General features: G+C 65.7%; 11 protein-coding genes. 5 read left to right on the forward strand and 6 right to left on the reverse strand.

Annotated features, from left to right (window positions below; translation table 11 throughout):
* Nucleotides 1–260 precede the first annotated feature (260 nt).
* The 3 genes from RAD16_RS28440 to RAD16_RS28450 form a co-directional block, all read right to left on the reverse strand.
* Complete coding sequence (locus RAD16_RS28440) at nt 261–758, reverse strand: TPM domain-containing protein (protein WP_458161138.1); 498 nt, start codon at nt 756–758, stop codon at nt 261–263.
* Between the two features lie 5 nt (nt 759–763).
* The gene (locus RAD16_RS28445) at nt 764–1,651 is read right to left on the reverse strand and encodes a TPM domain-containing protein (protein ID WP_458161139.1); all 888 of its coding nucleotides are present in this window, start codon (nt 1,649–1,651) and stop codon (nt 764–766) included.
* Between the two features lie 132 nt (nt 1,652–1,783).
* Nucleotides 1,784–2,392: a LemA family protein gene (locus RAD16_RS28450; protein ID WP_458161140.1), complete on the reverse strand. Its 609-nt coding sequence runs from the start codon at nt 2,390–2,392 to the stop codon at nt 1,784–1,786.
* A 177-nt stretch (nt 2,393–2,569) separates the two neighbouring features.
* Between RAD16_RS28450 and RAD16_RS28455 the strand changes: the two genes are divergently transcribed.
* From RAD16_RS28455 to RAD16_RS28465, 3 genes are read left to right on the forward strand one after another with little or no spacing between them, the layout of a single operon-like run.
* The gene (locus RAD16_RS28455; protein ID WP_458161141.1) at nt 2,570–3,424 is read left to right on the forward strand and encodes an enoyl-CoA hydratase; all 855 of its coding nucleotides are present in this window, start codon (nt 2,570–2,572) and stop codon (nt 3,422–3,424) included.
* A gap of 4 nt (nt 3,425–3,428) precedes the next feature.
* Nucleotides 3,429–4,577, forward strand: a complete 1,149-nt coding sequence (locus RAD16_RS28460; protein ID WP_458161142.1) for an acyl-CoA dehydrogenase family protein — start codon at nt 3,429–3,431, stop codon at nt 4,575–4,577.
* 15 nt (nt 4,578–4,592) lie between these two features.
* Entirely contained in the window at nt 4,593–5,789 is a 1,197-nt protein-coding gene (locus RAD16_RS28465) for an acyl-CoA dehydrogenase family protein (protein ID WP_458161143.1), read from the forward strand.
* A 118-nt stretch (nt 5,790–5,907) separates the two neighbouring features.
* Here RAD16_RS28465 and RAD16_RS28470 read toward each other — a convergent pair whose 3' ends face one another.
* Both RAD16_RS28470 and RAD16_RS28475 read right to left on the reverse strand, forming a co-directional pair.
* Nucleotides 5,908–8,232 (reverse strand): xanthine dehydrogenase family protein molybdopterin-binding subunit, encoded by a 2,325-nt coding sequence (locus tag RAD16_RS28470; protein ID WP_458161144.1) that lies wholly within the window; start codon nt 8,230–8,232, stop codon nt 5,908–5,910.
* A 195-nt stretch (nt 8,233–8,427) separates the two neighbouring features.
* Nucleotides 8,428–9,303, reverse strand: a complete 876-nt coding sequence (locus RAD16_RS28475) for a dihydrodipicolinate synthase family protein (protein ID WP_458161145.1) — start codon at nt 9,301–9,303, stop codon at nt 8,428–8,430.
* 145 nt (nt 9,304–9,448) lie between these two features.
* On the opposite strand from RAD16_RS28475, the gene RAD16_RS28480 reads away from it, so the two are divergent.
* Both RAD16_RS28480 and RAD16_RS28485 read left to right on the forward strand, forming a co-directional pair.
* A complete protein-coding gene (locus RAD16_RS28480; protein WP_458161146.1) occupies nt 9,449–10,243 on the forward strand; it encodes a transporter in 795 nt (264 codons plus the stop codon).
* 85 nt (nt 10,244–10,328) lie between these two features.
* Nucleotides 10,329–11,465 (forward strand): diguanylate cyclase domain-containing protein, encoded by a 1,137-nt coding sequence (locus RAD16_RS28485; protein WP_458161147.1) that lies wholly within the window; start codon nt 10,329–10,331, stop codon nt 11,463–11,465.
* 23 nt (nt 11,466–11,488) lie between these two features.
* Here the strand turns inward: RAD16_RS28485 and RAD16_RS28490 are convergent, their stop codons facing one another.
* Complete coding sequence (locus tag RAD16_RS28490) at nt 11,489–12,454, reverse strand: VOC family protein (protein ID WP_458161148.1); 966 nt, start codon at nt 12,452–12,454, stop codon at nt 11,489–11,491.
* Nucleotides 12,455–12,464: the final 10 nt, after the last annotated feature.

The raw sequence follows: 12,464 nt of genomic DNA on the forward strand, positions 1-12,464 counted from the left end.
TTGACCGACGTCTCAGGGTTCTGCTTCCACCCTTGCACGATCATCCCACTCACACTTCTTTCGGACGTCCGGGAGACAACCCTTCCTCATGCCTCCCCCCTTGACTTGGGACATAAGAGGATGACGGTGAGAGAGTTAGGCCCGCTGCCCCCACATCGTCATTGCGAGGAGCGAAGCGACGAAGCAATCCAGAGTGTCTCCGCGGCGGGCAGTCTGGATTGCTTCGCTGCGCTCGCAATGACGACGGCTAGAGCGGCGGACTACATCACCACCGGCGCATCCGGCAGCTCGTTCGGATGCGGGCCGGTCGGCGGGAAGTGCCGTGCCAGCTCGCGCGACACCGCGGCAATGCCGCTCGTCACACCGTGCTCGAACCGGCCCGACCTGAACTCGGCCTCCATGGCGCGGCAGATGGTCTCCCAGCCCGCAGGCCCCACCTTGGCGTCGATGCCGCGGTCGGCGATGATCTCGACGTCGCGGTCGGCGAGCAGGAGATAGATCAGGACGCCGTTGTTGTGCGCTGTGTCCCAGATCCGCAGATGCGAGAACACGTCGAGCGCCCGCTCGCGCGCCGGCTGGTTGCGGAACAGCGGACGGCCGTCGAGCGCGCCTTCGACGACGAAGCGGACCTGGCCGGAATGGGTGGCCTCGCCCTGCCTGATCGCCTGCTCGATGCGGCCGAGCACGGCCGGCGGAAAGACCTGCTTGGCGCGCCAATGATGCTGCACGAGATGTCTGGCAATGCGCTTGATGCTCATGACCGCTACCAGCTCCCCGAGGCGCCGCCGCCGCCGAAACTGCCACCGCCGCCGCTGAAGCTGCCGCTGTCGCTCGACGACGATCCGCTGCTCCAGCCGCCTCCCGACGAGCCGCTCGACCACGAGCCGCGGCGTGACGATCCCGTGCTCGGCGTCATTGCCGAAAACAGATCGGCGATGAACCCGATGATGAAGCCGACGGCACCAAGCGCCAGCGCCAGCGCAAAGGAGCCGAGAATGATCCAGCTGAGCACTGCGATGATGCCGCCGGTCGCCAATGATCCGACCAGCCGCCCCAGCATGGCGCGGAAGAATCCGCCGACGCCGATGGAGGCGAACAGCGTGACGATGAACAGCGGCGCGAGATCGTCCAGATTGCCGAAATTTACGGTGGATGAAGGAACCGGCAGCGGCTCGCCGTCGATGACGCGGATCATGCGATCGACGCCGTCCGAGATACCGCCATCAAAATCGCCCGTCCTGAATTTCGGCGTGATGATCTCGTCGATGATCCGCCGCGAGGTGACATCGGTGAGCGCGCCTTCGAGGCCGTAGCCCACCTCGATACGCAGATGCCGGTCGTTCTTGGCGACGATGAGGATCGCGCCGTCGTCGACCTTCTTGCGGCCGATCTTCCAGGCGTCTGCAACGCGGATCGAGAACTGCTCGATCGTCTCCGGCTGCGTGGTCGGCACGATCAGGACCGTAACCTGGCTGCCCTTGCGCGTCTCGAGGTCACGAAGCTTTTGCGTGAGCGTAGCGATGTCGCTGCTGGAGAGCGTGCCAGTCTGGTCGACGACGCGGCCGGTGAGCTGCGGGACCGCGACGTCCGCGAAGGCGGGGGCGACGAAAGCAAGGAAGAGCGCGACAACGAACCACAACCTCGCTGTCATCGCCCGGCTTGACCGGGCGATCCAGTATTCCAGAGACGCCAGCGGGATACGGAGAAGCCGCGGCGTACTGGATTCCCCGCCTTCGCGGGGAATGACGGCGGTGGGTGGGGCGCGCATGGGAGGCGAACGCGCTTACTTCGACGGCGCGGGCGCCGGGTTGAAATCGACCTTCGGCGCCGTCGAGATCTCCTTCTCGTTCTCGACCGTAAAATTCGGCTTCTCCTTGTAGCCGAACACCATCGCGGTGAGATTGCTCGGGAACGAGCGGACGGTGACGTTATAGTCCTGCACCGCCTTGATGTAGCGGTTGCGCGCAACACCGATACGGTTCTCGGTGCCTTCGAGCTGCGACATCAGGTCTTTGAACAGCGCATCCGACTTGAGCTGCGGATAATTCTCCGTGACCACGAGGAGGCGCGACAGCGCGCTGGACAGCTCGCCCTGGGCGGCCTGGAATTTCTGGAAGGCCGCGGGATCGTTCAGCACCTCGGGCGTTGCCTGGATGCTGCCGACCTTGGCGCGCGCATTGGTGACGCCGAGCAGAACGTCCTTCTCCTGCTGCGCAAAGCCCTTCACCGAATTGACGAGGTTGGGCACGAGATCGGCGCGGCGCTGATACTGGTTCACCACCTCGGACCAGTTGGCCTTGATCTGCTCATCCTCGCTCTGGATCGCGTTGTAGCCGCAATTGGTCAGGCTGAGCGAGGCCAGCGCTGCCAGCACGGTCAGGATCTTGCGCATCAAATTTCTCCCGGTGGAATCTGGCGCAAACTATCAGATTGCACACGCGGGGCGCCAGATGTCTTGCGCCAGCGGCGCAAAAAGCAGCCGGCTGACGCAAGCCTCTTGCCTATCACCGGCCGACATAGTCAACTCGACGCAACAACAAGACGAATTGGAAACGCTAGGGGGAACGCGATGTCCTCGTTCGAGACCATCCTCGTGGAGCGGCCGGAGCCGGCGATCGCTAGGATCGCGATGAACCGGCCCGAGGCGCGCAACGCGCAAAACCTGCAGATGACCTACGACCTCAACGCCGCCTTCGACGAAGCGGTTCAGGACGACGCCGTCAAGGTCATCATCCTCGCCGGCAACGGTCCGCACTTCTCCTCGGGCCATGATTTGCGTCCCGGCGGCAAAAATAGCGCAGGCACGGATTTTCCGCCGGTAGGAAATTGGGGCGGCTTTGCCGAACCGAACGCGCACGGCCGCTTCGCGCGCGAGCAGGAGATCTATCTCCAGATCACGCGGCGCTGGCGCAATCTCGCCAAGCCCACGATTGCCGAGGTGCACGGCAGGTGCATCGCCGGCGGCTTGATGCTGGCCTGGGCCTGCGACCTCATCGTCGCCAGCGACGATGCGCAGTTCTGCGACCCCGTGGTGACGATGGGCGTCTGCGGCGTCGAATGGTTCGTGCATCCCTGGGAGCTCGGCCCGCGCAAGGCCAAGGAGTTTCTGTTCACCGCCGACAGCTGGAGCGCCGAGGAGGCGCATCAGCTCGGCATGGTCAACCAGGTGGTGCCGCGCGCGGAATTATCAGCGCGCGTGCTGGAGCTGGCGCAGCGGATCGCGTCAAAGCCCTCCTTCGCGCTGAAGCTGACCAAGGAGGCGGTGAACCGCTCGGTCGACGTGATGGGCCAGCCCGCCGCGATCGACCAGGCCTTTGCGCTGCACCAGCTTTGTCACGCCCATAATCTTCAGGAGTTCGGCATGGTGGTCGATCCATCGGGCCTGCATCCCTCCGTGCGCAAGCCGCCGGCGGCCGCGGAGTAAATGCATGGACCTCAATCTCAGTGACGAGCAACGGCTGCTGCGCGAGAGCGCGGAACGCTTCGTGGCCGAAAGCTACGACGCCGATCACCGCCGCAAGATGGCGAACGATCCGCTCGGCTTCAGCCCCGCGGTGTGGAAGCAGTTCGCCGAGCTCGGCTGGCTGGCGCTGCCGATCGCGGAGGAATTCGATGGGCTTGGTGGCGGCGCGGTCGAGATCGGCATCCTGATGGAGGCCTTTGGCCGCGGGTTGGTCTCCGAGCCGTATATCGCGACCGTGGTGCTCGGGGCTGCGCTGATCGAGACATGCGGCAGCACCGCGCAGAAGCAGGCGCGGCTGCCGAAGGTCGCGGATGGATCGCTCAAGCTCGCCTTTGCGCATTCCGAGCGCGCGGCGCGGTTCGACCTCGCCAAGGTCGCGACCACCGCTCACAAGACGGCGCAGGGCTGGCGCCTGTCCGGCAGCAAGATCGCGGTGCTCGACGGCCATGCCGCCGACGAACTCATCGTGTCCGCGCATATCCATGATCACCAGGGGCCATCGGGGCGGATCGGTCTGTTCGTGGTGCCGGCGAAGACGCCGAGCGTCGCCATCAGCGATTATGAGCGACTCGGCGGCGGACGGGCCTGCAATATCGAGCTGTCGGGCGTGGAGCTGCCGGAGGATTCGCTGCTCGGTGACGGCAGCGATACTCTGCCCGTGATCAAATGGGCCGTCGATCGCGCGATGGCCGCGCTCGGGGCGGAAGCCGTCGGCATCATGCAGACGCTGCTCGACACCACGCTTGAGTACACCAAGATCCGCAAGCAATTCGGCCGGCCGCTCTCGGCCAACCAGGTAATCCGCCACCGCCTCGCCGACATGGCGATGCAGGTCGACGAGTCCCGCTCGATGGCGCTGCGCGCCGCGCTGAAAGCAGACAGCACGCCGGTCGAGCGGGCGCGGGCCGCGTCGGGTGCGAAAGCCAAGATCGGCAAATGCGCGCGCTTCGTCGGCGAGCAGTCGATCCAGCTCCACGGCGGCATGGGCGTCACCGAGGAGCTCGAGGTCGGCGCCTATTTCAAGCGGCTGGTCGCCTTCGACACGCTGTTCGGCGGCAGCGCGCATCATTATGGCCGCCACGCCCAGCTCGGCCGCACCACCCAACCCACCTGACACAGGGAGCGCATCATGGACCTCTCGTTCAATGCCGAGGAGCGCGCCTTCCAGGACGAGGTGCGCGGATTCATCGCGAAAAATCTCACCGAGGAGATGAAGCGCGCGACGGCGCTGACCCCGTCGGTGTTCTCCGATCCTCCGATCGGCATGGCCTGGCAGCGCGCGCTGCATCGGCAGGGCTGGGGCGCGCCGGGCTGGCCGGTCGAATATGGCGGCCCCGACTGGACGCCGGCGCAGCGCTGGATCTTCGAGACCGAGAGCGCACGGGCCGGCGTGCCCAATGTGAACGTGATGGGCGTGAAGATGGTCGGGCCCGTCATTATCGGCTTCGGTTCGCCGGAGCAGAAAAATTTCTACCTGCCGCGGATTCTCTCCGGCGAGGACTATTGGTGCCAGGGCTATTCCGAGCCCGGCTCGGGCTCCGATCTGTCCTCGTTGAAGACGCGCGCGGTGCGCGATGGCGACGACTACATCATCAACGGCACCAAGATCTGGACGACGCACGCGCACCACGCCAACCGCATGTTCGCGCTGGTGCGCACCAGCGACGGGCCGCGGCAGCAGGACGGAATCAGTTTCATCCTGATCGACATGAAGACGCCGGGCATCACGACGCGCCCCATTCTCACCATCGGCGGCGACCACGAGGTCAACCAGGTGTTCTTCGACGACGTGCGCGTGCCCGTGGCCAACCGCGTCGGCGAGGAAGGCAAGGGCTGGACCTACGGCAAATATCTGCTCGAGTTCGAGCGCGGCTCCGGCATCGCATCAGCGAAGCTGCGCGAGGGATTGAAGGCGATTGCAGAGCTGGCCGAGTCCGACCTGACCGGCCGCGCCATCGACAGCCCTGATATCGCGACACGCATCTCGGAGGTCGAAATCGATATCGACGCGCTTGAGATGACCGAGCTGCGCGTGCTCTCGGCGCTGCAGACCGGGCAAAATCCCGGCGCGGTGTCGTCGATCCTGAAGCTGCGCAACAGCGAGATCCGGCAGGCCGTGACGCGGCTAGGTGTCGACGTGATCGGCCACGATGCGCTTGCCGTCGAGCCGATGCGCCCGCTCTACAAGCTCAACCACGAGCCGGCGCTGCCGGAGGACATGCTGACGGTGGTGCCGGAATATCTCAACGGCCGGGCGTACACGATCTTCGGCGGCACGTCGGAGATCCAGCGCGATATCATTGCGAAGATGATGCTGGGGATTTAGCTCTCTCGCCCGTGATTGCGAGGAGCCCTTGCGACGAAGCAATCCAGACTGCTCCCGCGGAGGGACTCTGGATTGCTTCGCTGCGCTCGCAATGACGCCGTTGCAATAGCTGAAAGCTTTAACCCGCCACCTTCGCGTCCTTGATCGCCTTCCAGATCTTCTGCGGCGTCAGGGGGGTGTTGAGCTGGGTGATGCCGAGCTCGGCGAGCGCGTCCATCACGCCGTTGGTGACGCAGGGCGGGCCACCGATGGCGCCGGATTCGCCGCAGCCCTTGGCGCCGAGCGGATTGGTGCGGCAGGGCGCGGAATCGTCCAGCGTCACCTCGATCGATGGAACGTCGTCGGCGCGCGGGATGCAGTAGTCCTGGTAGCTCGCGGTGAGGAGCTGGCCGTCGGCGTCGTAGGACACGCCTTCGTACAGCGCCTGGCCGATGCCCTGCGCGACGCCGCCATGGATCTGGCCCGTGACCAGCATCGGGTTCACGGCGACGCCGACGTCGTCAACGGTCGTGTAGCGCACGACCTTGGAGACGCCGGTCTCGGGATCGATCTCGACCTCGCAGATATGCGTGCCGTTCGGCCAGCTCGGACCGTCCACTTCACCTTCGGAATCGACGCTGAGCTGGGCGCCGCTCTCCTTCTCGGCGATGTCGAACAGGCTGATGCGGCGGTCGGTGCCGACCACGGTCAGCATGCCGCCCTGGTACTCGATGTCCTCGACCGAGGTCTCCAGCACGTTCGCAGCCTTCTCGCGCGCCTTCTGGATCAGATCGTTGGAGGAGACAGCGACCGCGGTGCCGCCGACGAACAGCGAGCGCGAGCCGACGCTGCCGAAGCCCATGGCGAGATCAGTGTCGCCCTGGACGACGTCGATCTTGTCCATGGGGATACCGAGCGTGTCGGAGATCATCTGCGTGTAGGTGGTCTGCAGCCCCTGCCCCATCGCCATGGTGCCGGAATGCAGGATGACGCGGCCCTGCGAGGTCGCATGCAGGCTGACCTTCTCGGTGTGGGCGCGGCCGCCGGTCCATTCGATGTAGGAGGTGAGGCCGCGACCGTAGAGCAGGCCCTTCTTCTTCGCCGCCTTCTTACGCGCGGCAAAGCCGTCCCAATCCGCGAGCTTCACGGCGCGGTCGAGCATATGGGCGAAGGCGCCGGAATCGTAAACCTGGCCCGCCGCATTGGTGTAGGGCAACTGCGCCGGCTTGATGTAGTTGGCTTTCCGGATCGCGCGCGGATCCATGCCGATTTTTCGCGCGGCGGCGTCGAACAGGCGCTCGACGATGAAAACGGCCTCGGGACGGCCCGCGCCGCGATAGGCGCCGACCGGCGCGGTGTGGGTCATCACCGACTTGATCTCGAAATGCACCAGCGGGAGGTCATAGACGCCGGTCTGCACGAACGGCCCGAGCACCAGCGGAATGATGTTCGCCGCACCTGACGAGTACGCGCCGGTGCAGCCGATCGAGGTGACACGATAGGCCAGCACCTTGCCCTTTTCGTCGAGCGCGAAGGAGGCGGTCGAGGTCAGATCGCGGCCATGGGTGCCGCCGACGAACTCGTCGGTGCGGTCGCCGCGCCAGCGGATCTTCTTGCTCAGCTTGGTCGCGGCATAGGCGACGATGCCGTCTTCCGGATAGAGATTGGTCTTCTGGCCGAAGCCGCCGCCGATGTCGCCGACCAGCACGCGGACGCTGTCCTTGGGGCGCTTGAGCACGGCTTCCGCGAGCACGTCGCGGGTCGAGGCCGGGGTCTGCGACTGCACATGAAGCAGCAGACGTCCGGTCTTCTTGTCGATCTCGGCAATGGTCGAGCGCGGCTCCATCGCGGAGGGCACGAGGCGCTGGCTGACGAGGTCGAGCTCGACGGTGTGCGCGGCCTTGGCGAAGACCTCGTCCACCTTGGCGGCATCGCCATAGCTCATCGCGCCGACGATGTTGTCGGGCGCCTCCGGCCACACCACGGGCGCGCCGGGCTTGACGGCCTCGACCGGGTCAACCACCGCGGGCTGCACGTCATATTCGACCACGATCGCTTCGGCCGCGCTCTGGGCTTCCGCACGCGAGGACGCCACCACCGCAGCCACCGCTTCGCCGGTGTACCGCACGACCTCATGGGCGAGCAGGCGACGCGGCGGCACCGTCATCGGCTTGCCATCGGGGCGCCTGAAGATGCTCAGGGTCGGGATGGTGCCGATGTCGTCCTTGATGAGGTCAGCGCCGGTGTAGATCGCGGTCACGCCGGGCATCGATGCCGCCGCGCTGCTGTCGATCGAGACGATCTTGGCGTGGGCGTGCGGCGAGCGCAGCACGTGCAACCACAGCGCGCCGTCCTGCGGCTTGTCGTCGATGAATTGCCCCTTCCCGGTGAGCAGCCGCTGGTCTTCCAAACGCTTGACGGGCTGCCCCGCTCCGAAACGCAAATTGCCGGGAAGGATGTTCATTCCGCTGGGTCCCTTAAGTCTTAAACTTCGGGCAGCCTTTTAGCGGAACGATCAGGGGCATACCAGCCGCGGTTTTGGACGGGATATCCACCATTTCGTCATGCCCGGGCTTGTCCCGGGCATCCACGTTCTTCGTGTCCTGCAGTAGGGCGTGGATGGCCGGGACAGGCCCGGCCATGACGACTACGGATGGGCTTAAGCCAGCTCCCTCAGCGCCGCTTCCACGACCTTGCGCGCATCGGCCGTCAGCGGGTCCTGCGGCGGGACGGGATCGCCGACGTCATAGCCCTGGATCGCAAGGCCCGCCTTGATGCAGGCGGCGAGGTTGAAGCGGGCAAAGGCCTCGTTGATGCGCCACAGCCGGCGCTGGAGCGCCATGGCCTCGTCCCAGCGGCCGGCCTTGCCGAGATCGTAGAGCTCAACGCTCTGGCGCGGGATGATGCAGGCCGGGCCCGCCATCCAGCCGAGCCCGCCGATCAGCATCACCGCGGCCGGGATGTGGGCGGAGGCCGAGAACACGCGCAAGGAATCGCCGCAGCGATTCATGATCGAGAGCAGCCGGCCGGTGTTGGTCGAGGCGTCCTTGATGTAGCCGATGCGCGGATGCTCGGCGAGCCGCGCGATGACGTCGAGCGTGAGATCGGAACGCTGGAATTGCGGATTGGTGTAGATGACGACGGGAATGTCCACGGCGTCCGCAATGCTGCGGAAATAGGATTCGACCTGGGCATCACTGAGCGGGAAATACGCCTCCAGGATCGCGAGGATGCCGTTGGCCCCGAACTTCTGATACGCCTTCGCCTGCGCCACCGCATCCGCCGTCGAGGTGGAGGCAACGCCGGCCACGACCGGCACGCGGCCCTTCGCGGCTTCGATGGTCGTCCGCACGATCGCCGTCCGCTGCGCGGCATTGAGATAGGCGAACTCGCCGGTCGAACCGAGCGGCGTCAGCCCGTGCACGCCGGCGCCGATCAGGTCGTCGCAGAGCTTCGCGAGCACGTTCGTGCGCACCGTGCCGTCGGCATCGACGGGCGAGACGAGATAGGGGAAGACACCGTGGAATTCGGACATGGCGGGAATAAATTCCGGGGAGCTCGAGTCTTGTTCGGCAGGCGTGCGATCCAGCTATCACGGGGCATTGGTGCCAGCAAGCGAACGGCCTGCGACGAGCGCAATGGTGGTTTTGGGAATTGTCCTGCCGCGTGGGCGGGTCTGGTTGCGTCGTGCCGGTTTTCTCGCGGCCGCGCTGTTCGCGGGCCGAGCTCACGCCGGTGAATGTCCGACACCGCAATCGGAGATCGCGACCGATCGGCCCGACGTGACCAATTCCAGCCTCGTCGTGCCCACAGGCAGCATCCAGAGCGAGAACGGCTTCAACACGTCCGGCCAGAGCGCCGGCAAGGGCTTTGACGGCAGCAACAGCCGTATCCGTTTCGGTGTCGCGCCCTGCCTGGAAGTGCTGGTGGATGTGCCGAGCTATGTCGGGCGGCTGACAGGCACGGTCGATACCGGTTTCACCAACGTCACGCCCGGCGTGAAATGGCAGGTCAGCGGCCTGCCTGAGCCGGCGAACCTTTCGCTGGCGTTCGGCATCGGCTTGCCGACCGGAACGCCTGCGGTCACGGGTGCCGGGTTCCAGCCTTATCTGCAAGTGCCCTGGTCCTACGAGCTCGGCAATGGCTGGGGCATCAGCGGCATGTTCACGAGCTTCTTCCGACCATCGGATTTCGGCAACCGCCAGACCAGCGAGGCAACCTTCGTGATCGAGCGCAAGGTCACCGAGAAGCTGGCGCTGTTCGCCGAATATGGCGGCGATTATCCCTCGCGCGGCGCGGGCACTGCACTCATCAATATCGGTGGCGGCTATCTCCTCAGCCGGACCGAGCAACTCGATGTCCATCTGGCCTTCGGCCTCAACCGGAACTCACCGGATTACATCATCGGCGTCGGCTATTCCTACCGCTGGGACAACGCGCTCGGCACCGCGACGCGGCCGGCGCTGCGGCATTGACCACTCCTTAAGGACGTTACGTGCCAGCCATCATGTCGCGCCCATCCCCTACGCCTTGTTAGGGAGTGGTGGTGATGGTGCCCGCATGCCTCTCACAATGTTGTCCAGGTATCTGCATCCCGATCCGCGCATCAGGCGCGAGCTCGTCGACCTCCTGTACACATCTCTGCCGCAGGTGTGCGCGATCGGCGTCACGTCGGTGACGGGAGCCGCGGCGCTGGCAATCATAAGCGGCGATACCGGCTACGCCGTGATCTCGGTCTTCATCTTCATCACGGCGGCCGCCCGCATCTATTCCCTGTTTCGCTACAAGTCGCGCGCGGCGCACTTCTCCGATGCCGACGTGATCCGCTGGGAGCGGCTCTACGGCGCCGGCGCGTCCGCCTTCGGCCTCGCACTCGGCATGCTGTCCTACCGCGCGCTCGAGATCGACGACGCGCCCGGTGCCTGGATCGCGTTCGGGCTCTCGATGTCGTTCTGCGTCGGCATGGTCTCGCGCGCCGCGATCCGCCCGTGGATCATCCTCAACACTGCCGCCATCCTGTTGATTCCGACCATCGTCGGCGGCCTGCTCCGGCCCGAATTCGCCTACAAGATCGGCGCGATCATGCTGGTGTTCTTCTGGCTGACCCTGCGCGAAGCCTCGAAGCATCTCAGCGCCGCCTTCGTCGAGCGCCTCGAAGCAAAACACCGGCTGGCGCGACAGGCGACCCACGACTTCCTCACGGGATTGCCGAACCGCGCCGCGTTCTTCCAGGCGCTGGCGGAGACGCGTGACGACTTCGCCATCATCGCCATCGACCTCGACGGCTTCAAGCCGGTCAATGACCGTCACGGCCATCATGCCGGCGACGATCTGTTGCGCCAAGTCGCGGAGCGATTGTCGTTCTGCATCGGCAATGGCGGCATCGCCGCACGCTTCGGCGGCGATGAATTCATGATGCTCAAACAGGTGGCCGCCGGCGATGACGGCCGCGAGGAAGCGCTTGCACTGGCGCGCCAGGCCATTCGCGATCTCTCGATGCCGTTTTTGCTGACGGACATTGCGGTCCGCATCGGCGCCAGCGCAGGCATTCTCGTCAGCGCCGATGCCGCAGCCGCAGCCAACGCCTCGCAACTGCTCGAACGCGTCGACCGTGCGCTCTATACAGCGAAGCGCGCCGGAGGCGGCCGCTGCGCATGGTCGGACGAGGACACGGTCCTGGAACGTCAGGCAGGCTGACGCCCCTCGTCTCTACAAGCGACTCACACCTTGAGCAGGCGCACCCGCGTGCCCCAGGGATCGATCGCCTCGAGGCCATCCGCCAGCGCCGTGACCTTCGCCCCGCCCTTGCGCAGGCGCTCCTCCTGGGCGGCGAGCAATTCCTGCTTCGCCATCACCAGCGAGAACCAGGCGAGACCCGTCGCCTGATCGTCGCGCGTGCCGGCGCCCTGGCTCTGCCAGACGTTCATGCCGAGGTGATGGTGATAGCGGCCCGACGACAGGAACGCGGCCCCGTTGCGGCTGCGGGTCGGGTCGAGACCGATTGTGCCGTGATAGAATTTCTGGGCTTCCGCGAGGTCGCCGACACGCAGATGCATATGGCCGATGCGCAGTCCGTCGGGCGCCTTGGCGTAGTCGGGAACGCGCGGATTGGTGAGCGACAACAGGTCGGGAATGTTGAGCTCATCGGTCGCCATCTTCACGCTGCCCTCGCTCCACTGCCATTGCGAGGGATCGCGGTCGGCATAGACCTCGATGCCGTTGCCTTCGGGGTCGTCGAGATAGACGGACTCACTGACGAGATGATCGGCAAAGCCCGACAGCGGCACGCGATGCGAGGCGGCATGCACCAGCCAGCGCGCGAGATCCTTGCGGGTCGGCATCAGGAAGGCGGTGTGGTAGAGGCCGGCGGCAGTGCGCTGCTCGATCGCAGCATCGGGGCGGGCTTCCAGCACGAGCAGCGCGATGCCGGCGGTGCCGAGCCTTGCGGCGGTCGCCGAGCGCTCCATCACGGCGAGCCCGATCACGTCGCGGTAATAATCGGCGACCTTGTCGAGGTTCTTCACCCGCAGCGTCACCATGCCGACCCGCATCGGCGTGCGGCTGGCATAGGTCGGTCCGCCGCCCTGCGGATTGCCCTCGGCGCGTGCAGCGGCAGCCGCTGCCACAGCAAGCGAACTGGCGCCGGCGAGTTGAAGCAGGGTGCGGCGGGTGAGGTCGATGGTCATCGGTCGGGGC

This window comes from Bradyrhizobium sp. 18BD (assembly GCF_054185225.1).